Source organism: Rathayibacter sp. AY1A7, assembly GCF_002930845.1.
GTDB lineage: Bacteria > Actinomycetota > Actinomycetes > Actinomycetales > Microbacteriaceae > Rathayibacter.
The window spans coordinates 1-26,382 of sequence record NZ_PSTL01000029.1; the positions used below are offsets into that span (position 1 = coordinate 1).

A 26,382-nucleotide genomic window follows, 5' to 3' on the forward strand; every position below is an offset into this window, starting at 1 on the left:
GTGCGGGGTAGGGGGTGTGCGGCGGGCTCCACGATCGGTAGGCCTGCCGTTGCCGGGTGCCGGACCGGATCGTGGAGGTGCCCCTGATCGGGGCCGCAGTCTCGATCCGTCCGGCAGCCGCTCTTGACATGCGAGCGAAGTAAGTGTTCGATCAGTCACATGCCCACCCCCTCCTCCCGCTCCACCGCCGAGGCGCAGCGCGAGCGGATCACCGCGGCGGCGCTCCACGTCTTCGCGCGCACCGGCTACGCCGCGACTCCGATCACCGAGGTCGCCGCCGAGGCCGGCGTCTCGCCCGCCTACGTCTTCCGCCTGTTCCCGGGCAAGCTCGGCGTCTTCGTCGCCGCGGTCGATCGCTGCTACGAGCAGGTGGCGACCACGCTCGCGGCGGCGGGGGAGGCCTCGCCCTCCTCGGACCCGGCCGACCGGCTCGAGGCGATGACCGTCGCCTACATCGACCTGATCGCCGACCGCGACCTGATCATGCTGCAGTCGCAGGCGCAGAGCGCGTGCGACGTCCCCGAGATCCGCGAGGCGGTGCGCCGCGGGATCTCCGCGGTCGTCCGGACGGTCACCGTCGTCTCCGGAGCCGACGGCCCGGCCGTGCAGCGCTTCGTCGCCTACGGGCAGCTCTGTCACCTGATCGTGCAGACCGACCTCGGCGGCGTCGACTCCGAGTGGGCCCGCATCGTCTCCGACGGCATCCGGCACCGCGACTGAGTCCGCGGCGCTCGCCTCTCCTCCTCTTCTTCCTCTCCTCCTCTTCGCCACCATCCTTTTTCATATCCGCTTTTGTGACTGTTCAGTCACTCACCTACGACCTCAGGAGCCCCTCATGTCCACCACGCTTCCCCGCACCACCACCCGCGTCGTCCTCCCCGGGATCGTCGAGCCGTCCGGGCTGCTCCTCGAGCAGGCGCCGGTCGAGCCTCCCGCGGCCGGCGAGCTGCTCGTCGCCGTCGAGGCCACCGGCATCTCGTTCGCCGAGCAGTCGATGCGCCGCGGCCGCTACTTCGCCCAGCCGCCGTTCCCCTTCACGCCCGGCTACGACCTCGTCGGCCGGGTCCTCGCGGTCGGCCCCGGCGGCGACGCGTCGCTCGAGGGCCGCCGGGTCGCCGCCCTCACCAAGACCGGCGGTTGGACGGGTCACGCCCGCGTCGCCGCCCGCGACTGCGTTCTCGTCCCCGACGGAGTCGCGTCCGAGGACGCCGAGGCCGTCGTGGTCAACGGAGTGACGGCGTGGCAGATGCTGCACCGCTCGGCCCGGGTCTCCCGCGGCGACACGATCCTCCTGTTCGGCGCGAACGGCGGAGTCGGCGGCCTCGTGCACCGCCTCGCCCGCCTCGAGGGGATCCGCGTGATCGGCGCCGCCTCGCCCCGCCACCACGAGGCCCTCCGAGCGGCCGGAGTGGAGCCCGTCGACTACGCCGATCCCGACCTCGCCGCTCGCGTGCGCGAGCTCGCTCCCGGCGGAGTGCAGGCCGTGTTCGACAACGTCGGCGGAGCGACGACCCGGCTGGCGTGGTCGCTGCTCGCGCCCGGCGGCACCCTCGTCGCCTACGCGATCGTCAGCGCGAGCACCGGGAGCATCTGGCCCCCGTTCCTCCGCCAGCTCGCGCGGATCCAGGCCTACCAGCTGGCCCCCAACGGCCGGCGCGCGGCCTTCTACGACCTCTGGGCGGGCCACTCGCTGCGCCCCGCGCGCTTCCGTGCGCGGCTCGAGGAGGACCTCGGCCGCGTGCTCGGACTCCTCGCCGACGGCTCGCTGACGGCCAACATCGCCGCCCGCTTCCCGCTTACCGGGATCGTCGAGGCGATGGAGCTCGCCGAGTCCCGGACGCTCGACGGCAAGGTGATCCTGCTGCCGTGAGCGGGGTGCGTAGGGGCAGAGGGTGATTCCGGCGCGGAGGCGCCCGGGCGGCGAGCAGGGGAGAATGGCGCGGTGGACACGGGACTGGTCGAGGTGCTGAAGGCGCTGGGCAATCCCACGCGACTGCAGATCATGGAGTGGCTCCGCTCTCCCGAGGCGTCGTTCAGCGAGTTCGAGCCGATCGCCGACCGCGCCGAGTTCGGGGTCTGCGTCACCCATCTCGCCGCGAAGAGCGGTCTCGCGCAGTCGACCATCTCGTCGTACATGGGATCCCTGGAGCGCGCGGGCCTCGTCCGCTCGACGCGCGTGGGGAAGTACACCCACTACCGGAGGAGCGACGCCGACGTCGACGGGCTCCTGAAGCGGCTCGGAGCCTCGATCTAGCGACGTATCGCAAATCGTCGATATGATCGGCGGCATGACCGATGCTTCCGAGACCGCTCCCGCTCGCCGCGCTCTGCTCGTCCATGCCCATCCCGAGGAGCGGTCCTTCTCCTCGGCGCAGGCGGACGCGGTCCTCGAGCAGCTGAGGGCCGACGGCATGGAGGTCCGCCGGCTCGACCTGTACGCCGAGGGCCGGGACCCGGTGCTGCACCGCGACCAGTTCGCGGCCGGCTCCGGCTACTTCAAGCCGCAGGCGCAGCAGATGACCGCGGTCCTCGAGAAGACGCTCGGGGAGCCCGTCGCGAGCGATCTCGACGATCTGCTGCAGGCGGATCTCCTGGTGCTCTCGTTCCCCCTGTGGTGGTTCTCGATGCCGGCGATCATGAAGGGCTGGATCGACCGCGTCTTCGTGATGGGCGCGACGTTCGGAGGCGAGCACGGCGTCTTCGCCGAGGGCGGCCTGCGTGGCAGGAGCGCGATGCTCCTGCTGACGACGGGCGGCGGCGAAGCGGCCTTCGCGCCCGGCGCCGCCGACGGCTTCGGCGACCTGCAGTCGTTCCTCTTCCACATCCATCGCGGGATGCTCGAGTTCGTCGGGTACGACGTCCTGCCCCCGGTGGTCACCTACGGTCCCGCCCGCCTCGACGCGGCCGGACGCGAGGAGGCCCTGCAACGGGCTCGAGCGCAGGCGTCCGCATCGACGGCCCGGCTGCGCGGCGCCTAGCCTTCGCCGCTGTGCCTCCCGGCCGCCCTCAGACCCGCGACCGGCTCGCGTGCGCGCGGGCCTTCATCCGGTTGCCGCACGTCGCCATCGAGCACCACTTGGCGGTGCCGGGGCGGCTGCGGTCGAGGAGGAAGAGGTTGCACTCGTCGTTCGCGCAAGCGCGGAGCCGCCCGGGGAAGCGGGCGTTCACGGCGGACCAGGCGAGGACCGACTGCACCGCGAGGCGATCCGGCTCGGGAGCGCTCAGCTCCCACACGACGCCCTCACCGGTGACGCGCGGAGTGCCCACGGCGTGCGCGACCAGGTCCGCGAGCTCCGCGACGGCCGCGGAACGAGAAGCTGCCGTCATGCTCCAGGTGTGGTCGCTGCCGACGATGACGTCCGACGCCTAGCGCTAGTGCTGTCTGGGCGACGGGCACCACGTCTGCGTGGCGGCCTCGCATTCCTGGGCCGCGTTCCGGGCCTTCGCGCACATGGTCGGCGACGCGGCCATCTCGGAGACGCAGACAGCGCCTCGGTCCTGACAGGGAACAGGAAGTACTCCGACGAGCCGATTGGTGACAGCTGCGCAACCAAATGTAGTGTCAGGCGAACCGGCCGTTCGGCCTATGATCCAATACCTGATGGATGAATTGTCCTCGTGACTGTCCGTCCGCTGTGAACTGTTCCCAAATGTCGGGCGGACAAGCCGAGTACCACCATTGGACGCCACCTTTCGGAAACTCCACGTAAATTGTTTCCGTCTCGGAGTCGTATGCCTCTGCGACGATTCGATGGGACGCAACCGGTTGCCAGTTCAAGGTCATTCTGTCTCCTGTTCATAAATTCCGCGCCAGTCAGCCAAGGCACCACTCACGTCGCGCGTTCCAGAGTTTGCGTGCCATGAATCGAGAGATGGATCTTCGGCTAGAGGCAAGGGGTTTGGTCTGTCTAGCATGACCCGGGTCGGTAGGACAAGTGCTTCACCGCTGATGATGGCCTCACCTGTTCTGAGCGATGGAAGCGTTTCCGCTAAACCAGCGACACTGTCGGGTAAAGCGGTTCGAATTCTGCCTTGATCCGCGCTGTTGCTGAGGCGGAGGGCAATTATCGTTCCACATTGCGCCAACGCCGTGTCGGGAAGGTCGGATGGCCGTTGCGTTACGAGCATGAGTCCAACTCCGTATTTGCGACCCTCCCGAGCTATCCGATTAGCGGCATTTCGGGCGATCGGTGCCGCCGAATCTCCGAGGTAGCGATGAGCTTCTTCGAGCACGATAAGAATCGGACTGGGGCGACCTACTCCGTCGATTCCATCTGGCGTGCGTATCGCCACGTCAAAGAGAAGCTTCATGATTACCCCGATTGCTAGTTCGGCGGCCGCGTCGGGCACGCCAGAGAAATCGAGGACCGAGACGGGTTGTGTTCCTCCAATCCAAGAATCAATGGCGCTCACAAGCGGGTCCGGTCCCTCGGTGGTCCCGGCGGGCTTCAGCATGAATGCGAGACGAGGGTCGAGCAAGCCGAGGCGAAGAAGCTCAGGCGTGCTCCCGTGAACTCCGAAAAAAGGTCCCTGCATCGGTGAGGCTCCCGCGGGACCATGCGGCGTATAGGAAGCCGACGTGAGCGTTGAGGCGTTTCCAGCAGACTCAAGGCAAACTGAATTTGGATCGCTTTTTGTTCGACGGGTCTCCCTATTCTCAGAGTCTAATTGAAGCCAAACTTCTTGAATATCAAATGGTACAGGGGTGTCCGCGGTAATTGCTTGCGGATCAAGATTGAGCCAGGTCGCCGCGTCAGCAAATTTTCGACGCGAGTCGGCTACCAATGTTGCCCACGTCTTCTGCGTGGTCGGACCTGCATTTGTCCCGATAAAAGCGCGTAAGATGTCCTCGGCTGGAAGTGCCCAGAAGGGGACGTGGAGCCGATCGTTTGATTTACCGAGAACTGTTCTCACCGAAGCGTGCTCTTCCAGGGCATGGGAGTATTCCCCGTGGCTATCGATGACTACGATGTTGGCGGCCGGCCAGTACCCGTTGGCGAAGCCCTGGAGAAGTGAGGCGACCGCACTGGTCTTTCCTGATCCGGTGGAGCCAACGACGGCAGAGTGGCGAACGACGAGCTTGTCGACATCAAGGGCGATAGGAACTGTTTCAGCAGCGGACAAACGTCCGATTCGGATATGTGTTGTCGATGATGGGGGGTAAACAGATGTGAGTTCTTCACTTCTGGCGAAGTGCACGGGATCGTCGAGACCTGGATAAGAACCCACTCCCCGTCGAAACTGCCTGGTCCCCTTGTCGACCTCACCGAGGAGTTGCACCTGAAGCCACCTCTCGCCCGCGGGTGAGCTTTCGTGAGGGCCCGGTCCGGCGGTGAGTTCGGATATGCCCACGAGGGTGACCGTAGCGATCAGGTCTACCATCCCCTGTGGTAGCCGAACGAGGGAGCCGATTTGACCTATCTGTTGAAGTTGCCCGCGATAAATTGGAGCAATACCGGCTAGGCCGGGGTCCAGTTCGACTGTAATTTGCGACCCAAGCACATGTCGCACGCGCCCTACATACGTTTCATCCTTCGGTGGCATCTGGGTCTCCACTCATTCGACTCTGGGGGTAAAGGTCAAGGCCGAAGAGCTACGAGAGAGGAAGCTAGTCAGTGCGCCAAAATCTCCGAGACGGCAGTTCGTTCCGTCCCAAATGTCACCGGGAAGTGTCACGCCGTCGCCGGGTCCCTCCCACGGAGCGCGAAGGCCGCCGATAATGGCTTCTTTTTGCGTAACTACTTGGAGATTCGGTGTTTGCTCTGCTTTTCTTGCAAGGTTGCTGGGAATTTCGGAGTAGCAAAAGGCGACAATCTCAGAGCGTGGCCGACGAGCGGCCGCTTCAAAGAATAATTCATTGAGGTGATCGTCAGCCCAGGAATAGCCAGATACGAGGAAGAGAGTTTCTGGCTCATTAAGGGCGCGTCTGAGTCGGTCTTGAAGGACAACGAATGGCATACGTCGGGATTCCTCGTACTTGGCGTCCGAGGGGAAAATTGCTGCGATCTGATCCTTTGGAACGGTAGTGCCCAATCTTACGACCTCACCTGTGGGACTATCCGCATCCCATGACCAGTTGACCGACCCGTGCAACTTCCATAATCGCGCGAAGAAGGGTGGTAGTAATGATTCAAGGTCTGACTGATTTGCCTCGACCATGTCAGTCCTGAACCTAGCTTTCCAAGTTCCGACAAAACCGTCGAAATACGGTACTCCTATGGCTTCAAGAGCAGTCTCGATTACGCAGTCGTAGTTGACCGTGAAGAGTTCGACAGGCCGCAAGTAATCCGCGCGGGCAACCCACGCTGCTAAATTGTCAGCAGGACCCGTTAGGTTACTAACTGTTGAGAGTTCTGCAATTATAAGTCTGCAAATCTCCAAGTCGAGATCTCTAGCCTCTTTTCGTGTCAACCCATCTACGATGTCGGCTCCATCAACCACTGCTTGAATTCTCCTGAGCCGACTGAGGGCCTGTTCGAGATTGCGGGACGATGTAAGGCGCGAAAAAGATGAGGACTGGTCGGCTGTCAGTCCAGCAAGGATCTTCTGGGTCAATAAAGCGACGTCGGGAAGCCCGCATGCTTTGGATGTTCCGGCTCCGAAGAACGTGCAGACATGCCGTGACCGGGTGGCAAGCTTGGCGCTCAGTCCTCCGGCAAAGCTGGCGATGTTGTGGGAGAGCATGAACCGAACGTAGCCGGTTCTCATGTTCGAGAGGCGAGCGTTCCGCAACTTTGGTGAATCGTGAGGTTCCTCGGGTCAGCGCCGCGCTACGTCTGTATGAAGGCTGCCAGGTTTAGTTCGTGTAGCGTTGGCGCACTGCCACTGGGGGCGCTGCGTGTGTAGGAGTCCGTTATGGCATACACGGCCGGTGGTCACACGCGTTTTACGAAGTTGCTTGTCCGGAGGCAACCTTTTGTGATCGCATCATGTCGCCAAAAATCAGCTACATCGTTGCGCTCTCGCGGGTCGTCTGAGCCTGCTGGTGGCGGTAGAGCGTCGCGCGACTCCGCCGGACTAGACGAGCAGCGTCCTCCGGCGGTGCGGCCGCGACCGCGAGCGTCCGCGGCGATCGCGAGCTTGTCCGCGATCACGACTGGATCCGACGGAGGCTGGCCGAAGCGAGTTCCGTTCGCACGCATTGCGGTGATGCCGGCGTTGACCCGTTCCGCGATGAGCTCCCGCTCGTATTCCGCGAAGGTGGCGAGCATTTCAGTATCAGCCGGCCCGTCGACGTCGACGGGCGATGTCGTCAGAGATCGACCGGGCCTGCACACCGCGCTCTCGCAGCAGGTTCACCGTGTTCAGCATGTCGAGCAGCGGACGGCCAAGTCGGTCGACTCACCACACGACGACGGTGTCGCTGGTGAGCTTCTTCATCCCGGTCCGCTCGATCGCGGTCTTGCTCCCCGAGGTGACGTTCGCGAGGACGCCGCGCCTCTGCACGTCGGCGGCGACGAGCGCGTCGAGCTGCAGCTGCGCGTCCTAACTCGACGTACTCACACGCGTATCGCCCAGAACCCTCACGACGTCATTCTGACTCGAAAATACCCTCCAGTCCCCACCTGAGACGAAACACGGCAGTATATTTTCGCAAGATAACCGACATCCCAAAAATCCGGATCCGTGAGCGCTGAACGAGCGCTGAACGATGCGTCTCAAAAAGCTACTGTTTTGCAAGGCGATCGGTAGACAGCAAACGACTCGCAGCGGCCTGCTACGCGACCGGCGCCCCGCGGGGTATCACGCCACAGTTGCGAGATCAACGCCCGCGCGTCCTCACACAACGACGGACGCTGGTTTGAGCCGTCCAACGAGACGCTCCGCATCCCTATGGTTCCGAGACCTCTGCATAACGGGCTTCGACATTGCGTTTCTCGCCACAGCGACGCTCGTAAACGTGAACTTTAGGCGCATCGACGTAACGGCGAACCTGCGCGGATCGACCTCCGCAGGATCGAGCCAGCATCAGGACCCGGCATCTGAAGCTCAGCCTGATGGGCGTCGCCCAGCGTGCTCGCGACAGCCGCTAAGCTGTGACGCGTCGACGGAGGTAGCAATGGGAGTTTTTGACTGGTTCAGGCGGAAGCCAAGGGCTGAGAAGGTTCAGGCCGCTCCTCCGCAACCACTCAGGCCGATCCTCGCTGAGGACGTCTTCACTCCGACCTCCTCCGCAAAACGCGGGTTTATCGGACGAGGTGAAGTTCAAAGCGATCTACAAGCAGCACTGCGCACGCCTGGCACACAAATCATTGTATATGGCGAATCGGGTGCAGGAAAATCAAGTCTTGTAGACCACAGTCTACTTGACCTTGGTCGCAAGCATCTTTCGACACACTGCACCGGAGCGACGACCTACACGGAGATTCTAGCATCGGTATTCGACGAACTCGGTGTATTTGCGATCAGTGACCTATCCGCCGAGAACAGCATAGGCTCCGAAATCGGCGGATCCATTGGTTCGGATGTCGTTGCAGCCAAAATTGAAAGTCATTTGAAAAGCGAAGACACGCAAGGAAGCGTATCTCAGCCCGTCGTTAAAACCCAGTTGACACCTCAACGAGTCGAGGCAGAACTGGCTCAGCGGCAAATAACTTGGATTATCGAAGACCTTCACAAGGTTAAACCGGAAGTAAAAGAGCAGGTCGCGGACTTGTTGAAGGTTTTTGTAAACAGGGCAAGCAAGCGCACGGGCGTAGTTGTACTTGGCGCGGCCGAAACGGCAGGAGCAATTGTTCGAGCTCCGGCTGATGTCAAAACTCGGGTTGCGCAGCTTTCGGTAAAGCCGCTGACACCCGAAGAATTGAGCCAAATCCTAGAGAAGGGCGCGCTTCTCTTGAATGTCGATTTTTCCGAAGTTAAAGACGAAATAATTCGGTTATCTTCTGGTGTGGCAAGCGCAACCCACGCTTTGGCCTTGAGATGCCTCCAACAATTAGGCATCGAGACGCCCGTTCTGGGAGAGGCTCGGCTTATAACGCACGATGTTCTCGTGCTCGCAGCGCGATCGTACGCCCGCTCGATGAGCGGCAATATGAAGGAGGACTTTGAAAAGGGAGTCTTTCTTAAGCGCGTACGAAAATTCGATAATTGCGCCGTAATCCTTCGAGCGATTGCTGGCCTTCCTGAGCGTGGCGGCACGCATGCCGAGATCTTGGCACAGATCAAGGAATCGACGCCAGGGTACCCGGCTGGAAACTTGAGCGCCTTTCTGCCTCAGCTCGCTAGCGATGAGCGAGGTGGTCTATTACGCAATACCCCAGACGGACGCTGGCGGTATGATGAACCACTTCAGCACACCTATGCGCAAATTCTCTTCAATATCAGACTAGAGACTGACGACATTTTCGCTTCGGAGCTGTTGGAGTCGGTTTCAAACGAGCAGCGTGATAAGGCGCAAGCTGCGGCATCGATTGATGCGGCAGAAAACTTGTAGTCAAACGCATATGCAACGCTTGTGATCTTCTGCATGTCGAGATTGCCACTGAAACTGAGTTGTGTCACTTCATAATTCGTGTACGCGTGGATCCGCGAGTCCGGAGTCCCCGTCCTCGCCGTCTGGGGCCGGAACGACGAGATCTTCGCCCCCGCCGGCGCCCAGGCGTTCCTCCGCGACGCGCCCCGCGCGCGCATCGAGCTCGTCGACGGCGGGCACTTCCTGCTCGAGTCCCACCTCGACCGCGTCGTCAGCGCGATCACGGACTGGCTCGGCCGCGAGTGACGGGCCCGTGAGCCGGGCGGGCCCGCTGATTCGGCCTCGCGGGAGCGGCCACGGATGCCTGCTCCTGCTGTCGGCAACCGCGACGACGTCGGCGCAGCGGGGTCGTGATCCCGACCCGCTGCGCCCGACGAGGCCCTCCTGCCCGGCGCTCCTCAGCGGCTGAGGAGGGCGACGAGGTCGGTCGCGATGCGGTGCTCGACGTCGGCCGGGACGGGCTGCACGGCGGCGTCGAGGTCCGCGGTGACGACAGCGGCGAGGCTCCGTGCCTGCAGGGTCAGGCCGAGGTCCATCGCCTGGATCGGGTTGCCGCCGGCCGCGGTGAGGTTGATCATCCGGCCGTTCTCGAGGCGGACGATCCGCTTGCCGTTCTTCAGGCGGATGCCCTGCCGGCGCTGTCCGTCGGCGAACTCGGTGGTCGACTCCGTGGCGGCCGCGAGGGCGTCCTCGTCGATCTCCCACGGGAAGTGGCCGACGCCGGCGATCACGGCGCCGTCGGCGAACGCGTCGATCTCCGCCGCGCCGATGACGCCGGGTGCTCCGGTAGCGGTGAAGACGAACTGCGCGTCCGAGAGGACGTCGGCGACGGGTCCGACGCGGTGGCCGCGGAGGATCGCCTGCAGCGAGCGGATCGGGTCGACGTCGGCGACGGAGACCCGCGCTCCGAGCTGCGAGAGGGTGTCGGCTACTCCGCGTCCGCACGGGCCGTAGCCGATGACCGCGGCGCGCGTGCCGGGGATCATGAGGTTCGTGGCGTTCATGAAGCCCTGGACGACGCTCTGGCCGACCCCGTACTCGTTCTCGACGATCAGCTTGAGGGGCGAGTCGTTGATGACGACGACCGGTCGCGGGAGGGTCGCGCTGTTCTCCCGCAGGCGGATGCCGCCGGTGGTGGTCTCCTCGGTGCCGCCGAGGTAGTGGTCCGGGACGCCCGAGTCGATGAGGCGGAGGGTGAGGTCGGCGCCGTTGTCGAGGGTGAGGTCGGGGTCGTGCTCGAGCACCTCCTCGATGTTGCGGAGGTGCTCCGCCTCGCCGTCGCTCTGCTCCGTGTGCACGTGCACGCCGAGGGCGCGGAGGTCGTCGGCGACGTCGTCCTTCGTGGTTCCGGGAGAGCCCGTCAGAGCGATGTCCATTCCGGCCTCGACGAGGAGCGACACGAGGGCGGCGGTCTTGGGCTCGACGTGGAGGCAGATCGCCAGCTTCTTCCCGGAGAGCACCGGAGCGAGCTCCCGGACGGCCTGCGCGGTGAGGGGCATGTGGTCGAGAGCCCAGCGGCTCGCCGGGTGGGAGAGGGAGGAGGTCATGGCGGGTCCTGTCTGGAGTGGGTGCGTGGGGCGTCGAGTGGGGGCGTGGTGTCGTCGGCGGCGCGGGAGTCGCGTCAGGGCGCTCGGAACCCGGCGGGCTGCCGCCGCGCCAGGCGTCCCGCGTGCGTCGAGCGCGCTGCCCGGTACGGAAGGTCCTGAGGAGGCCGATCGCCGGGGACGGCCGCGAGAGGCAGCACTCGCCTGCTCTCTGCGAGATGGAGCCTGAGGTGCATCTCCTCACGCTGGGCCGAGGTCGGCACGGCGCGGATCGTCATCGGTGAGGACACCAGCCCAGTCTGTCGACCCGGACGAGCCCTCGCTCGGATGATCGTGCTCGGCGGCGGTACCCCGGGAGGGGGCGACCTGTCGTGCGGTGACATCCCGCGCGGACCGACAGGCGCGCCGCGTCCGCTCACCCTCCGGTGATTGGGCGAGGGGCGTCGAAGAAGAGAGAGGACACGAGAGGATCGCGCGATGCTGGAACAACGCGAAGGCTCGGTCGCGAGCGCGACCCGACGGAAAGCCACCGCTACCCTGACGCCATGCGCCGCATCCTCGACGACCCTCTTCGGAACCGCGTCCGCACTGGCTCTCCGTCCGTCGCCTCGGCCTGATGGAGCGGCGACGGGCGGACCGCTCGGAGCCGGTTCGCGAGTTCCGGCCCTCGAGGGCCCGGCAGGAGAACGAGTCGCGACGCCTGAGGCCCGTCGCCGTCCTCCCCGCGCTGGTCCTGCTGGCGGGGAGCGTCTGGGGAGTCGTGATCGCCGACGACCGCGGTGCCGCGCTGGCCGTCTACCTCGGGCTGTTCGGCTTCGCCACCGTGGTGGCTCTGGTGATCGTCGGAGTGCTGGCGCTCCGCAACCGGCGGTTCCTCGCCAGCGCGTCGCTCCGGATCTCGGACCGGGCGATCGAGTGCACGGACGCTCGAGGCAGGGTCGTGGCCTTCGAGCGCGCCGACCCGTCGGTGAAGGCGCTGCTCGCGTGGGTGCCCGCCGGCCCCAACAGTGAGGGGATCAATCTCCCCCCGTCGCTGATCCTGTTCCTGTCGGACGGGAGCCGGTCGCTGCGGCTCCGCGGGGCGGACTGGGAGATCGAGGATCTGCGGGCTGTCGTCGCCGCCGTGACGACGCCGCTCTTGCCGGCGGCGCGTGGAGTGCACACCGGTGGCCGGAGCGTGTGGGCGCGCCTGACCGGAGCCGCTCGTCGGCGGGAGATCGAGGCGCCGCCCGCCCCGGAGAAGACGCTGAGCCCCGCCGAGATCAACGAGCTGATCCCCGGCACGATGAGCTTCCGCGAGACCCGTCCGCTGACGTTCGCCCTCCTGATCGGGTTCGGCTCGGTGGCTCTCGTGCTGGGCGTCGTCGTCGGAGTCGCCTTCGTGGTGGTGCCCGGGTAGCGGTGCAGGTCGGCGGCCGTGCCGTGGACCGCTGGGCGGGAGATGCGGGCGACGGGCCCACGTGCCCGATCGGCGACCTCGCCGGGGTGATATTGCCCGCGCCCTAGGCTCCACGCATGACACTCACCCAGGACTCCGGTTGGATCTGGTTCGGACTCGCGATCGTCACCGCCGGTCTCGCCGAGCAGAAGGGCCGCTCGCGCTGGCGCTGGTTCGTGCTGGGGCTGCTGCTCGGGCCGATCGCGACGGCCCTCGTCGTGCTGTGGGCGCGACCGGAGGGCGGAGTGGCGACGGACGTGCGCTGGAACTTCGCGATCGGCGCCGGCGTCGCCGCGGTGGCGCTCGTCCTCGTCGCCGTGACATCGGCCCTCTGGCTGCTGCTCATCCCGGCGGCGATCGCGGCGCTCGCCGCCGGGCTGCTCACCTGGCTGAGCCGCCGCGTCCCCTACGAGCACCTGCCCCGCTGACGACCGCCGGCTGGTCGAGCATCGGAACTCGAGATCTCGCGGCCCGAGGCGGGAGGCGCCTCACTTTTCGGACAAGGTCGATGACCTCGCGAGGATCGGCCGGCCGCGGCGTCAGCGTTCCGGCCAGGCCTCCCACACTCGACTGAAGGGCGCGGTCAGCTGCTGCCCGTCGTGGCCGATCCTGTGATGCACCCCGACGTCGTTGCTGTAGCCGCTCGACCAGCCGAGCTCACTGCCGCTCCCGATGCGGTAGCCGACGATGATGCCGTCCTTCCCGGCGGCGATGCTCTCCTCGTAGCGGCCCGCGACGACGTCGAAGACGGTGCGCTCGAGGTCGTCCGCGAGGGCGGTCCACTCGTCGTCGCAGGCGTCGCAGCCGCAGACGGGGTAGTTGAAGCGGTGCAGTGTTCCGGCGTGGAGGAGGACGCCGGGGAAGACGGTCCAGACGATCGTCAGAGGTGCGGCGTCGACCGACCGCGGCGTCACGCGGACGGCGCGGGCGGCCCAGGAGATCTCCGCTTCGTCTCGTGAGGCCAGGGCCGGGTCGTCCTCGACCGTGACGTCGTAGGTGCGCTCGAGGTGCTCGAGCAGGGCGTCCGCGACGGTGTGCAGCGGCTGGAAACGCTCGAGATCGCTCGTGACGGAGTAGCTCTCGTCCGGAGGCGACTCACCCTGCCAGCGAGTGCCGTAGGGGATGGGTCGGCCGTCCTCGCCGATGAAGACGCGGTCCGCGACTGCCGGTCGGGCGTAGTCCGTCATGGACGAGAGGGTACGACGCGAGCCGTCCCGCCGTCAGGTCGGCGACTTCCTGCCGACGGGTGCCGCGCCACCCAGCCGCACGTCCCCCTCCGGATACGCGTCGTGCGAGAAGCACAGCCGCACCCCCGCCGCCTCCACACGCTCGAGCAACTCGGACGTCCGCTCGTGCGACCGCGCGTCGTCGCTGATGAACCGCGGCAGCCGGCGCAGGCGCGACGACCAGCCGAGGAACTCCCGCCCCCACGCCGCGTCGCCGGCCACCAGCACGCGCCCCTCGACGAGCACCCCCAGGTGCCCGCGTGCGTGCCCCGGGAGCGGCACCACGAGCAGCGACCCGTCGCCGAACAGGTCGAATCCGGTCAGCCCCTTGATCGTCGTCGCGGGCTGCTCGTCCGCCACGATCCCGGCCGCGAACCACGGCGGCAGCAGCGCGCGGAAGATCCCCTCGCGCACGCGGTTCCGCCGCACGGAGGCGACCTGGCCCGACGACAGCACGAACGTCGCGTCCGGGAACCAGCGCACGCCGCCCACGTGGTCCGGGTGCAGGTGCGTGAGCACCACGAACTCCACGTCGGCCGGGGTCAGGCCGAGGGCGAGCAGCCGCTGGTCGACGGTCTCGTCGTCCGGCAACGTCGCGGGCAGGATCCGCTCGTACAGCCGTCCGACGAGGCCTGTCCCGCGGAACGTCGGCGGGTAGCCCGTGTCCACGAGCACCCGCCGGCCGCTCGCGTGCGTGTAGAGGAAGACGTTCGAGGGGAAGACGCGGCGGGGGAGCCCCTTCCCGCGGAACACCCGGGACAGCGGGAAGACGGTGCTCCCGCACGCCATCACCTGCAGCGACGACTCAGCCACGCGTCCTCCTCAGGTGCTCGCCGACCCGGCGGATGCCCTCGGCCAGCGGCACGGTCGGCTCGTAGCCGAGCTCGGTCCGCGCCCGCGAGATGTCGAGGGTCTGCGCGTAGGCGAGGGTCGCCACGGTGTAGCGGGTGAACGGCGGCTCGCGGCCGGGCAGCAGCCGGTACACCCGCTCCAGGATCTCGGCGAGCGCGGTCAGCACGCGCAGGTCCACCCGGATGAAGCGCGGCTCCTCGCCCATCGCGGCGAAGAAGCGCTCGAGGAGGTCGCCGAGCGGAGCGGGCTCGCCGTTGGTGATGTTGTAGACGCCGCCGTCGGCCACGGGAGCGTCGGCGGCGAGCACCAGCGCGTGCGCGGCGTTCTCGACGCAGGTGATGTCGACGGGGTTCCGACCGCCGTCGAAGAGGGGGATGCCGCGGCGGCGGCTCGCGGCGACGAAGCGGGGGAGGAGGCTGGGGTCGCCGACGCCGATCAGGCCGCGGGGGCGCAGGATCACGAGCTCGGGGATCCGGCCGGCGCGGTGCGCCTCCTGCAGCAGCCGCTCGGCCTCGATCTTGCTGCGGATGTAGAGGCTCATCCGGCTGCCGGTGTCGACCTCCTCCTCCCGCACCAGGTACTGGTGGCGGCGGGCGGAGTAGATGCTCGGCGAGGAGACGAAGACGAAGCGGCGGATCCCGCAGCGCTCGGCCAGCGCGATCATCGCCTCAGTCCCCGCGACGTTCGCGCGCTCGAACTCGCTCCACGTGCCCCACGGGCTCGAGAGAGCGGCGGCGTGCACGAGCACGTCGGCCTCGACGTCCGTCGCGCCCAGCTCGGCGAGGTCGGCGCGGAGGACCGTGGCGCCCTCCTCCTCCAGCCGCGCCAGCGCCTCGGAGGCGCGACCGGTGGCGAGCACGTCGTCGCCCGCGGCCAGGAACTCGCGCACCGCGTAGCCGCCGAGGAAGCCCGTCGCCCCGGTGATCAGCACGCGGCGCCGGCGCTCAGCGGACATCGACGACCTCCAGCCCGCGCTTGCGGCCCCAGTACCAGAGCAGGATCCCCAGGTACCCGAGCGCCTTGCCCTTCCGGATCGACATCAGCACGACCGCGTCCTTGTCGAGCAGCGCCTCGCTCCGCCCGATCACCTGGCAGACCTTGAGGTGCAGCTCCAGGTCCTCGTCGGTGTCGTCGATGCTCGAGCGCGGGAAGCCGTCGACCTGGAGGTACAGCGCGGCGTCGATCGCGAGGTTGCAGCCGGCGGCCATGAACATCCGGTACCGCTGGCCGGGGCGGCGGTAGAAGACGCCCGGCGCGTGCTCCATCAGGCGGATCAGCGCGGTGCCGAGCACGCCGTCGTACCAGCGGTAGACGGCCTCGTCCCGCCGCGGGGACAGGCGGCCGCCGACGAAACGGGCGCCGCCGCGGAGGTCGGCCTTGAGGCGCGCCACCCAGTCGGCGCTCGGCAGGCAGTCGGCGTCGGTGCGGGCGACGGCCGTCGCGCCCTCGGCGATCGCGTGGCGGAAGCCGGTGTCGGAGGCGGCTCCCGTGCCCTTCTGCGCCTCGTCGATCACGGCGACCTGCCGCTCCGGGCACCGGCGGCGGAACTCCTCGATCACGGCGCGCGAGCCGTCGGTGCTGCCGTTGTCGACGAGCAGGAGGGTGAAGTCCGGATCGGTCTGGCGGGCGAGCGCGTCGAGGGCGCCGCCGAGCAGCTTCTCCTCGTTGAGGAAGGGCACGACCACCCAGAAACCGCGCGCGTCCATCCGTCCCCCGCTCCGGGACCATGGTGTCGGCGGGGGCCCGTGCCGTCAAACCGCGCCGACACGGCACGCAGAAGCGCAGAGGCGCGCTATACAGGGATTCGCTCCGCACGTCCCGGGGCAGGAAGGGGCCCACGTGCCCGACCTCCTCCCGCTCCGCATCCTCGGCACGGGCGAAGCGCTGCCCGAGCGGATCGTCACGACCGCCGAGGTCGCCGCGCTCTGCGGCCTGCCCGCCGACGAGGCCGAGCGCCGCTCCGGCGTGCGCACCCGCCACTGGGTCACCGACGACGAGGACCCGCTGGAGCTCGGCCTGCTCGCCGCCCGCCGGGCGCTCGCGGCGGCCGGGCTCGACACGGTCGACGTGGTGCTCAACGCCTCGGGCACGCAGCTGCAGGCGATCCCGGACGGAGGCGCGCTGCTCGCGGCGGGCCTCGGCCTCGACGACGTCTCGGCGTACAGCGTCGGCGCCACCTGCCTGTCGTTCCTCTTCGCGCTGCAGGAGGCGGGGTTCCTCCTCGCCACGGGTCGCGCCGACACCGTGCTCATCGTCTCGACCGACTGCGGCAGCCGCGGCATCGACCCGGGCCAGCCCGAGAGCGCCCTGCTCTTCGGCGACGCGGCCGCCGCCGTCGTGATCGGACGCGCCCTGACGCCGGGCCAGGGCCTGGTCACCACGCACTTCCGCACCCGCCCGAGCGGTGTGCGCCACGCGGAGCTGCGCGGCTTCGGCTCGCGCATCCGCATCGAGGAGGCGCCCGACCGGCTCGCCGACTTCCGCTTCGACATGCAGGGCAAGGCGCTGCTCGTCGACGCATTGCGGCACTTCCCGGCGTTCCTCGAGGAGGTGCGGCCCGGTCTCTCGAGAGGGCTCCCCGGCATCGACCGGGTGGTCCCGCACCAGACCAGCGCCGCCGGGCTCGAGGGCATGGCCCGCCTCTGGGGTCGCGACCGGATGACGATCACGCTCGGCGAGGTCGGCAACACGATCGGCAGCGCGATCCCGCTGGCCCTGCACCGCTCGCGCGTGCAGCCGGGGGAGTCGGTGCTGCTGGTGGGCACGGGCGCGGGCACGCACTACGGCGCGGTGGTCCTGCAGGCGTGAGCGGCAGCGCCTAGCCGAGGAGCGACAGGGCCGAGAGCCCGAGGAACGGCGCCATCACCACGAGGCAGACCGCGGCGGAGCGACCGAACCCGTGGGAGGAGTCCCGCCCGCCGACCAGACGGGCGAGCAGTCCCGTGACCAGCGGTGGGAGCAGGAACAGCAGCAGCCACGGAGCCAGGACCTCCGCGCGCGGCGCCGTCCAGTCGGGCTGGTCGTCGCGGTCGAGCGGAGGGAGCCGCACGAGGAGGAACGCGGCAGTGAGGACGATCGCGGGGAGGACCGACAGGCAGGTGAGCGTGACCGCGGTGAACCTCGCCCCGTCGTCCCGGGAGTACCGGCCGCGGTCGGGGTCGGGCGCAGGTCCCCGGTCGGTGTCCTCGTCCCAGCCCGGACTGCTGAATCGGATGCGTCCCATGAGGCGATCATGCCGTTCCGGAGCGGGGTCGCGGCCCGGCCGACGGAACCTCCGTCATCCCCGCCGCTCGACGAGCGCCCGCAGCGCGTCGCGGACGAACCGGGCGCCGGCGACTCCGCCGTAGTGCGCCGAGAACCGCTCGTCGTCGACGTACATCTCGCCGAGCCCGAGCAGGTACTCGTCGCTCGGGCCGCCGGACGCGTCGCGGGGCGTGCCCGGCACCTCGGCGAGCCAGGCGCGGTGCCGCTCGGCCAGCGCGAGCGCCTCCTCCCCGGTCGGACCCGCCCCGCTCGCCGCCGCGGCGGTCCACGCGTCGGCGAGGTCCGCCTGCCGCCGCTGCCACTGCTCGCGCTCCTCCGCGCTCATCGAGCGCCACCAGCGGTCGCCGTCGGCGTACGCCGGAGCACCCCAGCGGCGCTCCACCTCCTCGCGGTGCTCCGCGTGGTCGAACCCGTCGAACATCTCCTCGGCCATCGGCCCGTTCCCTTCTCTCATCGTGGTGATCGTCCCGGCGACCGCCCGGATGCGGCGGTCGAGCCGTCGGCGCTCCTCCTGGAGCACGTCGAGGTGCCGCTCGAGAGCGGCCACCGGCTCCGCGTCGCGCCGCAGGATCCGCCCGATCTCGGGCAGCCCGAGACCGAGGTCGCGCAGCAGCAGGATCCGCTGCAGCGTCACGAGCGCGGCGGCGTCGTAGTAGCGGTAGCCGCTCGCGCCCACCCGGCTCGGCGGCAGCAGCCCCTCGGCCCCGTAGTGCCGCAGCGTCCGGCTGGTCGTGCCGGCCAGCCGCGCCACCTCGTGCACGGTCCACTCCTGCTTCACAGCGCCCTCCGTCTCCGCGTCGCCGGGGACTCCGGCGGCGATGGAAGCGACGGTACGGGTTGACGCAACGTCAAGGTCAAGCGGCGGGACGGATCCGCTAGCGGGCGTCGATCCTGCGCGTTCCCACCCGGAGGACGAGCTCGGTCACCGGCACCGCGGCGATCGAGCAGCAGGCCGCGGGCACCACGGTCAGCAGCGTGACGACGGCGTCCGTCCCGTCGCCCGCGTCGGTCCACGCCGCGATCGAGACCACGATCCAGGCGATCGCGAGGATGCAGACCGCGGAGGCCGACCAGAGGACCGGCCAGGGCGCGCGACCCCGTCCCGCGGAGTAGGGGAGCCCGCCGACGGCCGCAGTCACGGCGGTCGCCAGAAGCGCTCGGGCCAGCGGGGGGAGCAGCTCGCCGGGGTCCCGGCCGGTGTCGAGGGAGGACAGGGCGAACAGGACCGAGGTCGTCGCGAGCGAGAGGACCCCGGCGACGGCGACGAGCGTCAGCAGGGTCCGGATCAGGAGCCTCACCGGTCGCCCCCGGCGAGGAACGCGCCGCGCTCCTCCAGCAGCCGCCGCAGGTGCCGGTCGAGCACCAGCCGCTCCGCGATCCGCCCGAGGACGCCGAGCGGCGCGGAGTACTCGAGCCGGTCGATCATCACGGAGCCGGAGCCGTGGGGCTCGAAGCGGTGCTCGTGCCGGAAGGTCGCGAAGGGCCCGCGGGTCTGCTCGTCGACGAAGGAGTGCGGGGCGTCGAGCGCGGTGACGGTGCTGGTCAGCCGGAGCGGGACGCCGAAGTGCCGGGCGCTCCAGGTCACGTGCTCGCCCAGGCCGATCAGCCCGGTGGTCGTCCCGGACACCGCGCGCTCGCGAGCGCCGGCCTGCGAGGCGGTGTGCAGGTCGATGTCGCGCGCCCGGTCGAACATCTCGGCGGCCGGGCGGGCGGAGCGGGTCACGACCTGGAGGAGCACGGTGTCGATCCTGCCCGCCGCGCCCGCAGCCGGCCACGGACGCGCCGGTCCGCCCGCCTCACCAGCTCGTCACCACGGTCCGCGTGATCACCCACCCCTCGTCGCGGCGGACGAGGCGGCTCGTCAGCTGGAGCCGCCAGGTCGCGTGCAGGCGGCCGATGGTCGCCTCGGTGATGGTGCGGGAGGTGAGCACCGGGTGCGCGGCGCCGCCCGAGAGGGCGCTCTCGACGTGGTCGATCTCGTGGTACTCCTTGCGCGCCTCGTCGATGTCGGCGAGCCACTCCTCCCGCGACTGCACCAGGCCGGTCGGGTGCTCGATCACGAAGCGCTCGTCGAGCAGCGCCTCGAGCGCGGGCAGGTCCACCAGCTCCAGCGCGTCGAAGAGGGCGGCGTGCACCGCGGTCGGGCCGTCGTCCTCCAGCTCGTCGCCGATGCCGGCGGTCCCATCGCCGCTCATGCCGGCGGTCCCGTCGTCGCGCGGCGGACGAGCTGCGTCGGCAGCTGCACGTGCAGCGAGCGCGGCTCGCGCCCGGCCATCAGGGCGATCAGCATCTCGGCGGCGGTCGCTCCGAGCGTCTGCATCGGCTGGCGGACGGTGGTCAGCGGCGGATCGAAGCGAGCGGCCTCGGGCACGTCGTCGAAGCCGATCACCGACAGGTCATGCGGCACGGCGAGGCCCAGGTGCGCGGCGGTCTCGATGATCGCCAGCGCCGAGACGTCGTTGGCGGCGAAGACCGCGGTCGGGCGGTCGGGCAGCGACAGGAGCGAGGAGGCGGGCCGCCGGGCGGTGTCGCGGTGGTAGTTGCCCACCCGCAGCAGGCGCTCGTCGAAGGCGATGCCGGCCTCCGCCAGCGCCGCCCGGTAGCCGGCCTCCCGCAGCCGCGCCGAGCGCAGGTCGCCGCGGCCCGCGACGAAGCCGATGCGGCGGTGCCCGAGGGCGACGAGGTGGCGGGTGGCGAGCAGGGCGCCGCCGAAGTTGTCGGACTCGACGGTCGGCAGGTCGGCGCGGCCGGTGTGCGGGTCCACGGCGACGAGCGGGATGTCGGAGGGGGCGCTCACCACGCTCGGCGTCACCATGATCGCCCCGTCGATGAGGGTGCCGCTGAGCCGGCTGAGCGAGCGCCGCTCCCAGCCCTCCTGCTCGCCCTCGTGGGAGCCGGAGTAGGCGAGCAGGTCGAACCGCGACTCCGCCAGCACCGACCCCACGCCCTTCAGGATCTCGGCGCTGAACGGCTCGAACCCCGCGACGAGCACGCCGATCACGCCCGTGCGCCGGGAGCGCATGCTGCTCGCGACGAGGCTCGACTCGTAGCCGAGCTCGCGCACGACCTCGAGCACGCGGGTGGCGGTGGACGGGGCGATGCCGTAGCGGCCGTTCACGGCCTTGGACACCGTCGCCACCGAGACTCCGGCGGCAGCGGCGACGTCGTGGATGGTCGGTCGGGTGGTCATGTGGCCGACTGTAACCCGTGCTTCGAAAACCATTTCGAAAACGTTTGACCACTTTCGCAAGCACTGCGGACACTGACTCCACCCGCGAAGGCGGGAACCCCCACGGCGCCGGTGCACCAGGCGGCGCCCTCGATGAAGAGAACGGTTGGACGATGAAGTTCAGGAAGATCGCAGTGGCGACAGCAGCCCTGCTCGGCACGGTCGCGGCCCTCACCGGCTGCTCGGCCCAGGACTCGGGATCGAGCGACGGCACCGTCGCGATGACCCTCTGGCAGAACTCGACCACGGGCCCCGGCCAGGAGTTCTGGGACAAGACGATCGCGGACTTCGAGGCCGCGAACCCCGGAGTGACCATCGAGTCGCAGGCCATCCAGAACGAGGACCTCGACGGCAAGCTCCAGACGGCGCTCAACTCGGGCGACGCCCCCGACGTCTTCCTCCAGCGCGGAGGCGGCAAGCTCGCCGCCATGGTCGCGGGCGGACAGCTGAAGGACCTCACCGGCGGCATCTCGGACCAGGCGCGCAGCGAGATCCCCGAGGGCTCGTTCTCGGCGAACACGCTCGACGACAAGGTCTGGGCGATGCCGGTCGCCGTCCTCCCGGGCGGCCTGTTCTACAGCCAGGACCTCTTCACGGCGGCGGGCGTCACCGAGACGCCGAAGACCATCGACGAGCTCGACTCGGCGATCACGAAGATCAAGGGCAGCGGAGCCCAGGCCGTCGCGCTCGGCGCGAAGGACGCCTGGCCCGCCGCGCACTGGTACTACTTCTTCGCGCTCCGCGAGTGCAGCGCCGACACCATGGCCGAGGCGGCCGACACCAAGGACTTCTCGGACGACTGCTGGGTCCGCGCGGGCGAGGACCTGCAGGACTTCTCGGCCACCGAGCCGTTCAACGAGGGCTTCCTCACGACCGCCGCCCAGCAGGGCGCGGGCAGCTCGGCCGGACTCCTCGCCAACCACCAGGCGTCGATGGAGCTCATGGGCGCGTGGAACCCCGGCGTGATCGCCTCCCTCACCCCCGACGAGAAGCCGCTGCCCGACCTGGGCTGGTTCCCGTTCCCCGAGATCGACGGCGGCGACGGCGAGGCCGGCGCGATCATGGGCGGTGTCGACGGCTACTCCTGCTCCGTGGGCGCTCCCGACGAGTGCGTCGACTTCCTCAACTACCTGGCCACCTCCGACGTGCAGAAGGAGTACTACGCGGCCTTCAACGCGCCCCCGGTGAACACCGTTGCGCAGGAGGCGGTCACCGAGCCGTACCTGCAGCAGATCCTCGAGGCCTACAACTCGGCCCCGTACGTCTCGCAGTGGCTCGACACCGTCTACGGCCTCAACGTCGGCAACGCGCTGAACGTCGGAGTCGTCGACCTGCTGGCCGGCAAGAGCGACCCCGAGCAGCTGGTCGAGGCCGTCAACGCCGCCGCGGCGAAGGCCTAGCCACCATGGCACTCCGCGAGAGCCCGCTCCTCGGAGTGGATGAGCCCCGCGGGACCGCGCGCACCGGAGGCGTCACCTCGACGCCTCCGGTGCGCCGGCGCCGCCGCAGCGTGGGCTGGGCGGGGCGCTTCGAGATCGCGCTCCTGGTCGGCCCGGCGCTGATCGTCTTCCTCGCCTTCGTGATCTTCCCGGTCGTGATGGCGGCCTACTACGGCTTCTTCAGCTGGCAGGGCTACGGAGTGCCGACGGACTTCGTCGGCTTCCGCAACTACCTGACGATCCTGCAGGACCCCACCTTCCACGACGCCCTCGCGCACAACGGCATCATCGTGGTGCTCTCGCTCGTGCTCCAGGGGCCGGTCGCGATCCTCCTGGCGCTGCTGCTGAACCGCAAGCTGCGCGGGCAGTCGATCATCCGCGTCCTGATCTTCGTGCCGTACGTGATCTCGGAGGTCGTCGTCGGCACCGGCTGGAGCCTGATGCTCCAGACCAGCGGCGCGGTCAACGGCCTGCTCGAGAAGGTCGGCCTCGGCGCGCTGAAGCAGGACTGGCTCTCGGATCCGGCGATCGCGATCTGGACGCTGATGCTGATCATCACGTGGAAGTACATCGGCTTCGCCGTGATCCTCTTCCTCGCGGGTCTGCAGGGCATCCCCGAGGAGCTGTCCGAGGCCGCGGCCATCGACGGCGCCTCCTACTGGCAGGTGCAGCGGCGGATCACCCTGCCCCTGCTCGCGCCGACCCTGCGGATCTGGGCGTTCCTGTCGATCATCGGCGCACTGCAGCTGTTCGACCTCGTCTACATCATCTGGGGCCAGTACGTGTCCTCGACCGCGGGCACCTCGACCATGGCGATCTACCTGGTCACCAACGGCCGCAACGCCGGCAACTACGGGTACGGGAACGCCGTCGCGGTGGTCCTGTTCCTGATCTCGCTCGTGGTGGCGCTGCTCTACCAGCGCTTCGTGCTCCGGCGCGACACGGCGGGCGCACTGACGGGAGACAAGCGATGACCGGCACGACGATGACGGCCCCGCCGATCACTCCGGAGACCCCTCGGCCTCTCGCGGTGAAGCGGCGCCGGCAGCCCCTGGGCCGCGGCACCACGATCGCCTACGTCGTGGCGATCGTCGTGATCGCGCTGATGCTCGCCCCGGTGGCGTACATCATCCTCGGCGGCTTCCGCACGAACGCGCAGATCACCACCGACCCGGCGGGCCTGCCCTCGCCGTGGAACGTGCAGAACTACCTCGACGTGATCACCGGCGGCGTCTTCTGGCAGGAGGTCGGCAACTCCACCATCGCCGGCCTCGCGACGACGCTCGGCGTGGTCGTGCTCGGCCTGATGGCGAGCTACGTCCTGGCCCGCTACGACTTCACCGGGCGCGGCGTGTTCTACGCGCTCTTCGCCGCCGGCCTGATGTTCCCGATGACCGTGGCGATCACTCCTCTCTACCTGGTGATCAAGAGCCTCGGCCTGATGAACTCGCTCGCCGGAGTGGTGCTGCCGCAGATCGCGTTCGGCCTGCCGACCACGATCATCATCCTGGTGCCGTTCCTCCGCGCGATCCCGGACGAGATCCAGGAGGCGGCCTTCATCGACGGCTGCAGCCGGATCGGCTTCTTCTTCCGGATGGTCGTGCGCCTGGCGATGCCCGGCGTGATCACCACGGGGATCCTCGCGTTCATCGCGAGCTGGAACAGCTACCTGCTGCCCCTGTTCATCCTCAACAACGAGTCCACCTTCACGCTCCCGCTCGGAGTGCAGGCGTTCTCGTCGCAGTACTCGGTCGACACGGCGAAGGTGCTCGCCTTCGTGTCGCTGTCGATGATCCCGGCGCTGATCTTCTTCAGCGTCTTCGAGCGCCGCATCGTCGGCGGGCTGACGGGGGCGGTGAAGGGATGAGCGGATCGCTCCGCCCGTCCGCCGCGTCCCCCGTCCCGTCCGCACCCGTCGCCCCACCCGCAGAGAGGGTCGCACCGTGACCGCACCGCACGCACCAGAGGATCCCCAGGCCCCGTCCGCCCGCACCACCGAGCTGCTGGGCCGGATGACGCTGGAGGAGAAGCTCTCCCAGCTGGTCGGCTACTGGGTCGACCAGGGCGGCGAGGTCGTCGCCCCGCTCGCCGGAGAGATGGCCACCTCGACCGGGTACGCCGAGGCGACCCGCGAGGGGATCGGCCAGCTGACCCGCGTCTACGGCACGCGCCCCGTCGATCCGCTCGAGCGCGCCCGCTGGCTGTGGGCGGAGCAGCGCCGGCTCGTCGAGGAGACGCGGCTGGGCATCCCGGCGATCGTCCACGAGGAGTGCCTGACCGGGCTCGCCGCCTGGCAGGCCGCGACGTTCCCGACTCCGCTCGCCTGGGGCGCCTCCTTCGACCCGGAGCTCGTGGCCGAGCTCGGCGCCGTGATCGGCGGTTCGATGCGCGAGCTCGGGATCCACCAGGGCCTGGCGCCCGTGCTCGACGTGATCCGCGACCCCCGCTGGGGCCGGGTCGACGAGTGCATCGCCGAGGACCCGTACGTCGTCGGCACGATCGGCACCGCGTACGTGCAGGGGCTGCAGTCCACCGGCGTCGACGCGACGCTGAAGCACTTCATCGGCTACTCCGCCTCCCGCGGCGGCCGCAACCACGCGCCGGTGCACGCCGGGCCGCGCGAGATCGCGGACGTGCTGCTGCCGCCGTTCGAGATGGCGATCCGCGACGGGGGCGCCCGCTCGGTGATGAACTCCTACGCCGAGATCGACGGGGACCCGGTCGGAGCGACGCCCGCCTACCTCACGGGCGTGCTGCGCGAGCGCTGGGGCTTCGACGGTGTGGTCGTCGCCGACTACTTCTCGGTCGCGTTCCTCCACCTCATGCACGCGGTCGCCGCCGACCTGGGCGAGGCGGCCGAGCTGGCGCTCGCCGCGGGGATCGACGTGGAGCTGCCCACGGGCGACGCGTTCCTCGCGCCGCTGGCCGCGCGCATCCGGGCCGGGGAGGCCGACGAGGCGCTCGTCGACCGGGCCGTGCTGCGGGTGCTCGCGCAGAAGGAGCGGCTCGGCTTGCTCGACGCGCGCTTCGACGACGCCCCCGAGTCGATCGACCTCGACTCGCCGGCCCACCGTGACATCGCCCGCCGCCTGGCCGAGGAGTCGGTGGTGCTGCTCGCCAACGACGGCGTCCTGCCGCTCGCTGCGCCGCGCCGCCTCGCGCTGATCGGCCCCAACGCCGACAGCGCGCCCGCGCTCATGGGCTGCTACTCCTTCGCCAACCACGTGCTGGCGCACCACCCGGGCGTGCCGCTGGGCTTCGAGATCCCGACGGTCGCGTACGCGCTGGCCGGCGAGTTCGGCTCGGCCGAGCTGCTGCTCGCCGAGGGCTGCTCGGTCGAGGGGGACGACGCCTCCGGGATCGCCGAGGCGGTCCGGGCGGCCGCCGACTCCGACGTGGCGATCGTGGTCGTCGGTGACCGGGCGGGCCTGTTCGGCCGCGGCACGGTCGGCGAGGGCAACGACGTCGAGAGCCTCGAGCTCCCGGGCCGCCAGCGCGAGCTGGTCGAGGCCGTCGTGGCGACGGGGACCCCGGTCGTGCTCGTGCTGCTGACCGGCCGCCCCTACGCCGTGGGCTGGGCGCTCGACGGGCCGTCGGCTCCCGCCGCCGTGCTGCAGGCTTTCTTCCCGGGGGAGGAGGGCGCCGGCGCGATCGCGGGCGTCGTCTCGGGACGGGTCGACCCCTCCGGCCACCTGCCGGTCTCGCTGCCGCGCTCGGCCGGGGCGCAGCCGTTCTCGTACCTGCATCCGATCCTCGGCGGGCCGTCGGACGTGACCTCCGCCGACAGCACGCCGGTGCGGCCGTTCGGCCACGGCCTCTCGTACACGGCCTTCGCCCGGACGGAGCTGGCGGTCGAGGAGTCCGCCCCGACGGACGGATCCTTCACGGCGACCGTGCGCGTCCGCAACACGGGCG

28 protein-coding genes and 1 pseudogene are annotated in these 26,382 nt (G+C 69.0%); 13 read left to right on the plus strand and 16 right to left on the minus strand.

Going from position 1 to position 26,382, the window contains the following annotated elements; all coding sequences use genetic code 11:
- The first annotated feature begins 159 nt into the window (after positions 1-159).
- From C5B95_RS15760 to C5B95_RS15775, 4 genes are all read left to right on the plus strand, one after another.
- Positions 160-720 carry a TetR/AcrR family transcriptional regulator gene (locus C5B95_RS15760; RefSeq protein WP_104349585.1) on the plus strand — a complete coding sequence of 187 codons (561 nt, stop codon included), beginning with the start codon at positions 160-162 and terminating at the stop codon, positions 718-720.
- Positions 721-835: 115 nt separating this feature from the next.
- Positions 836-1,870, plus strand: coding sequence for a medium chain dehydrogenase/reductase family protein (locus C5B95_RS15765; RefSeq protein ID WP_104349586.1), 1,035 nt, complete (start codon positions 836-838; stop codon positions 1,868-1,870).
- A 72-nt stretch (positions 1,871-1,942) separates the two neighbouring features.
- Positions 1,943-2,254: a helix-turn-helix transcriptional regulator gene (locus C5B95_RS15770; RefSeq protein WP_244230566.1), complete on the plus strand. Its 312-nt coding sequence runs from the start codon at positions 1,943-1,945 to the stop codon at positions 2,252-2,254.
- 34 nt (positions 2,255-2,288) lie between these two features.
- A complete protein-coding gene (locus C5B95_RS15775; RefSeq protein WP_104349600.1) occupies positions 2,289-2,978 on the plus strand; it encodes an NAD(P)H-dependent oxidoreductase in 690 nt (229 codons plus the stop codon).
- A 28-nt stretch (positions 2,979-3,006) separates the two neighbouring features.
- Here the strand turns inward: C5B95_RS15775 and C5B95_RS15780 are convergent, their stop codons facing one another.
- The 5 genes and pseudogenes from C5B95_RS15780 to C5B95_RS15800 all read right to left on the minus strand — a co-directional run bounded on the left by C5B95_RS15780 (position 3,007) and on the right by C5B95_RS15800 (position 7,476).
- Complete coding sequence (locus C5B95_RS15780) at positions 3,007-3,327, minus strand: CGNR zinc finger domain-containing protein (protein WP_104349587.1); 321 nt, start codon at positions 3,325-3,327, stop codon at positions 3,007-3,009.
- 235 nt (positions 3,328-3,562) lie between these two features.
- Entirely contained in the window at positions 3,563-3,784 is a 222-nt protein-coding gene (locus C5B95_RS18125) for a KTSC domain-containing protein (RefSeq protein WP_104261365.1), read from the minus strand.
- Positions 3,781-5,382, minus strand: a complete 1,602-nt coding sequence (locus tag C5B95_RS15790) for an ATP-binding protein (protein ID WP_219813861.1) — start codon at positions 5,380-5,382, stop codon at positions 3,781-3,783. Before C5B95_RS15790 ends, C5B95_RS18125 begins: the two co-directional genes overlap by 4 nt.
- Positions 5,383-5,556: 174 nt before the next feature.
- Complete coding sequence (locus tag C5B95_RS15795; protein WP_219813862.1) at positions 5,557-6,708, minus strand: SIR2 family protein; 1,152 nt, start codon at positions 6,706-6,708, stop codon at positions 5,557-5,559.
- Positions 6,709-6,946: 238 nt separating this feature from the next.
- A pseudogene (locus C5B95_RS15800) lies at positions 6,947-7,476 on the minus strand (recombinase family protein).
- A gap of 583 nt (positions 7,477-8,059) precedes the next feature.
- Between C5B95_RS15800 and C5B95_RS17260 the strand changes: the two are divergent.
- Positions 8,060-9,436 carry an ATP-binding protein gene (locus tag C5B95_RS17260; RefSeq protein WP_181068109.1) on the plus strand — a complete coding sequence of 459 codons (1,377 nt, stop codon included), beginning with the start codon at positions 8,060-8,062 and terminating at the stop codon, positions 9,434-9,436.
- 78 nt (positions 9,437-9,514) lie between these two features.
- A complete protein-coding gene (locus tag C5B95_RS15805) occupies positions 9,515-9,721 on the plus strand; it encodes an alpha/beta fold hydrolase (protein ID WP_258060044.1) in 207 nt (68 codons plus the stop codon).
- A 152-nt stretch (positions 9,722-9,873) separates the two neighbouring features.
- Here the strand turns inward: C5B95_RS15805 and C5B95_RS15810 are convergent, their stop codons facing one another.
- On the minus strand, positions 9,874-11,022 hold the full coding sequence (locus tag C5B95_RS15810) for an adenosylhomocysteinase (RefSeq protein WP_104349588.1): 1,149 nt from the start codon (positions 11,020-11,022) through the stop codon (positions 9,874-9,876).
- A gap of 613 nt (positions 11,023-11,635) precedes the next feature.
- Between C5B95_RS15810 and C5B95_RS15815 the strand changes: the two genes are divergently transcribed.
- Positions 11,636-12,418, plus strand: a complete 783-nt coding sequence (locus C5B95_RS15815) for a hypothetical protein (RefSeq protein ID WP_104349589.1) — start codon at positions 11,636-11,638, stop codon at positions 12,416-12,418.
- 116 nt (positions 12,419-12,534) lie between these two features.
- Complete coding sequence (locus tag C5B95_RS15820; RefSeq protein ID WP_104349590.1) at positions 12,535-12,885, plus strand: hypothetical protein; 351 nt, start codon at positions 12,535-12,537, stop codon at positions 12,883-12,885.
- Between the two features lie 111 nt (positions 12,886-12,996).
- On the opposite strand, the gene C5B95_RS15825 is transcribed toward C5B95_RS15820, so the two are convergent.
- Genes C5B95_RS15825 through C5B95_RS15840 form a run of 4 tightly spaced genes read right to left on the minus strand, consistent with a single transcriptional unit; the run spans position 12,997 to position 16,241 of the window.
- Complete coding sequence (locus tag C5B95_RS15825) at positions 12,997-13,644, minus strand: DUF6226 family protein (protein ID WP_104349591.1); 648 nt, start codon at positions 13,642-13,644, stop codon at positions 12,997-12,999.
- 33 nt (positions 13,645-13,677) lie between these two features.
- Entirely contained in the window at positions 13,678-14,496 is an 819-nt protein-coding gene (locus C5B95_RS15830; RefSeq protein ID WP_104349592.1) for an MBL fold metallo-hydrolase, read from the minus strand.
- Positions 14,489-15,490, minus strand: coding sequence for an NAD(P)-dependent oxidoreductase (locus C5B95_RS15835; RefSeq protein WP_104349593.1), 1,002 nt, complete (start codon positions 15,488-15,490; stop codon positions 14,489-14,491). Before C5B95_RS15835 ends, C5B95_RS15830 begins: the two co-directional genes overlap by 8 nt.
- Entirely contained in the window at positions 15,480-16,241 is a 762-nt protein-coding gene (locus C5B95_RS15840; protein ID WP_104349594.1) for a glycosyltransferase, read from the minus strand. The genes C5B95_RS15835 and C5B95_RS15840 overlap by 11 nt, the downstream gene beginning before the upstream one ends.
- A gap of 133 nt (positions 16,242-16,374) precedes the next feature.
- Here C5B95_RS15840 and C5B95_RS15845 point away from each other — a divergent pair, with 133 nt between their 5' ends.
- The gene (locus C5B95_RS15845) at positions 16,375-17,343 is read left to right on the plus strand and encodes a 3-oxoacyl-ACP synthase III family protein (protein ID WP_104349595.1); all 969 of its coding nucleotides are present in this window, start codon (positions 16,375-16,377) and stop codon (positions 17,341-17,343) included.
- A 10-nt stretch (positions 17,344-17,353) separates the two neighbouring features.
- Here the strand turns inward: C5B95_RS15845 and C5B95_RS15850 are convergent, their stop codons facing one another.
- The 6 genes from C5B95_RS15850 to C5B95_RS15875 form a co-directional block, all read right to left on the minus strand.
- The gene (locus tag C5B95_RS15850; RefSeq protein ID WP_104349596.1) at positions 17,354-17,758 is read right to left on the minus strand and encodes a hypothetical protein; all 405 of its coding nucleotides are present in this window, start codon (positions 17,756-17,758) and stop codon (positions 17,354-17,356) included.
- A 54-nt stretch (positions 17,759-17,812) separates the two neighbouring features.
- Positions 17,813-18,577 carry a TipAS antibiotic-recognition domain-containing protein gene (locus C5B95_RS15855; protein ID WP_104349597.1) on the minus strand — a complete coding sequence of 255 codons (765 nt, stop codon included), beginning with the start codon at positions 18,575-18,577 and terminating at the stop codon, positions 17,813-17,815.
- 97 nt (positions 18,578-18,674) lie between these two features.
- On the minus strand, positions 18,675-19,097 hold the full coding sequence (locus C5B95_RS15860) for a hypothetical protein (RefSeq protein ID WP_104325614.1): 423 nt from the start codon (positions 19,095-19,097) through the stop codon (positions 18,675-18,677).
- Entirely contained in the window at positions 19,094-19,537 is a 444-nt protein-coding gene (locus C5B95_RS15865; RefSeq protein WP_258060045.1) for an SRPBCC family protein, read from the minus strand. Before C5B95_RS15865 ends, C5B95_RS15860 begins: the two co-directional genes overlap by 4 nt.
- A 58-nt stretch (positions 19,538-19,595) precedes the next feature.
- Positions 19,596-19,994 (minus strand): nuclear transport factor 2 family protein, encoded by a 399-nt coding sequence (locus C5B95_RS15870; protein ID WP_104226345.1) that lies wholly within the window; start codon positions 19,992-19,994, stop codon positions 19,596-19,598.
- Positions 19,991-20,989, minus strand: a complete 999-nt coding sequence (locus tag C5B95_RS15875) for a LacI family DNA-binding transcriptional regulator (protein WP_104224902.1) — start codon at positions 20,987-20,989, stop codon at positions 19,991-19,993. The genes C5B95_RS15870 and C5B95_RS15875 overlap by 4 nt, the downstream gene beginning before the upstream one ends.
- Positions 20,990-21,141: 152 nt before the next feature.
- On the opposite strand from C5B95_RS15875, the gene C5B95_RS15880 reads away from it, so the two are divergent.
- From C5B95_RS15880 to C5B95_RS15895, 4 genes are all read left to right on the plus strand, one after another.
- The gene (locus C5B95_RS15880) at positions 21,142-22,428 is read left to right on the plus strand and encodes an ABC transporter substrate-binding protein (protein ID WP_104349598.1); all 1,287 of its coding nucleotides are present in this window, start codon (positions 21,142-21,144) and stop codon (positions 22,426-22,428) included.
- 5 nt (positions 22,429-22,433) lie between these two features.
- Entirely contained in the window at positions 22,434-23,441 is a 1,008-nt protein-coding gene (locus C5B95_RS15885; RefSeq protein ID WP_104226347.1) for a carbohydrate ABC transporter permease, read from the plus strand.
- Entirely contained in the window at positions 23,438-24,334 is an 897-nt protein-coding gene (locus tag C5B95_RS15890) for a carbohydrate ABC transporter permease (RefSeq protein WP_104224899.1), read from the plus strand. The genes C5B95_RS15885 and C5B95_RS15890 overlap by 4 nt, the downstream gene beginning before the upstream one ends.
- Before the next feature lie 145 nt (positions 24,335-24,479).
- A partial coding sequence (locus tag C5B95_RS15895; RefSeq protein ID WP_104349599.1) for a glycoside hydrolase family 3 protein occupies positions 24,480-26,382 on the plus strand: 1,903 nt, incomplete at its 3' end.

Excerpts from the sequence above, each read along its gene's own strand:
- C5B95_RS15760 (WP_104349585.1), top strand. The coding sequence starts at position 160 with ATGCCCACCCCCTCCTCCCGCTCCACCGCCGAGGCGCAGCGCGAGCGG.
- C5B95_RS15765 (WP_104349586.1), top strand. The coding sequence starts at position 836 with ATGTCCACCACGCTTCCCCGCACCACCACCCGCGTCGTCCTCCCCGGG.
- C5B95_RS15775 (WP_104349600.1), top strand. The coding sequence starts at position 2,289 with ATGACCGATGCTTCCGAGACCGCTCCCGCTCGCCGCGCTCTGCTCGTC.
- C5B95_RS15780 (WP_104349587.1), bottom strand. The coding sequence starts at position 3,327 with ATGACGGCAGCTTCTCGTTCCGCGGCCGTCGCGGAGCTCGCGGACCTG.
- C5B95_RS18125 (WP_104261365.1), bottom strand. The coding sequence starts at position 3,784 with ATGACCTTGAACTGGCAACCGGTTGCGTCCCATCGAATCGTCGCAGAG.
- C5B95_RS15790 (WP_219813861.1), bottom strand. The coding sequence starts at position 5,382 with ATGGTAGACCTGATCGCTACGGTCACCCTCGTGGGCATATCCGAACTC.
- C5B95_RS15795 (WP_219813862.1), bottom strand. The coding sequence starts at position 6,708 with ATGAGAACCGGCTACGTTCGGTTCATGCTCTCCCACAACATCGCCAGC.
- C5B95_RS17260 (WP_181068109.1), top strand. The coding sequence starts at position 8,060 with ATGGGAGTTTTTGACTGGTTCAGGCGGAAGCCAAGGGCTGAGAAGGTT.
- C5B95_RS15810 (WP_104349588.1), bottom strand. The coding sequence starts at position 11,022 with ATGACCTCCTCCCTCTCCCACCCGGCGAGCCGCTGGGCTCTCGACCAC.
- C5B95_RS15815 (WP_104349589.1), top strand. The coding sequence starts at position 11,636 with ATGGAGCGGCGACGGGCGGACCGCTCGGAGCCGGTTCGCGAGTTCCGG.
- C5B95_RS15820 (WP_104349590.1), top strand. The coding sequence starts at position 12,535 with ATGACACTCACCCAGGACTCCGGTTGGATCTGGTTCGGACTCGCGATC.
- C5B95_RS15825 (WP_104349591.1), bottom strand. The coding sequence starts at position 13,644 with ATGACGGACTACGCCCGACCGGCAGTCGCGGACCGCGTCTTCATCGGC.
- C5B95_RS15835 (WP_104349593.1), bottom strand. The coding sequence starts at position 15,490 with ATGTCCGCTGAGCGCCGGCGCCGCGTGCTGATCACCGGGGCGACGGGC.
- C5B95_RS15840 (WP_104349594.1), bottom strand. The coding sequence starts at position 16,241 with ATGGACGCGCGCGGTTTCTGGGTGGTCGTGCCCTTCCTCAACGAGGAG.
- C5B95_RS15850 (WP_104349596.1), bottom strand. The coding sequence starts at position 17,758 with ATGGGACGCATCCGATTCAGCAGTCCGGGCTGGGACGAGGACACCGAC.
- C5B95_RS15870 (WP_104226345.1), bottom strand. The coding sequence starts at position 19,994 with ATGAGCGGCGATGGGACCGCCGGCATCGGCGACGAGCTGGAGGACGAC.
- C5B95_RS15875 (WP_104224902.1), bottom strand. The coding sequence starts at position 20,989 with ATGACCACCCGACCGACCATCCACGACGTCGCCGCTGCCGCCGGAGTC.
- C5B95_RS15880 (WP_104349598.1), top strand. The coding sequence starts at position 21,142 with ATGAAGTTCAGGAAGATCGCAGTGGCGACAGCAGCCCTGCTCGGCACG.
- C5B95_RS15885 (WP_104226347.1), top strand. The coding sequence starts at position 22,434 with ATGGCACTCCGCGAGAGCCCGCTCCTCGGAGTGGATGAGCCCCGCGGG.
- C5B95_RS15890 (WP_104224899.1), top strand. The coding sequence starts at position 23,438 with ATGACCGGCACGACGATGACGGCCCCGCCGATCACTCCGGAGACCCCT.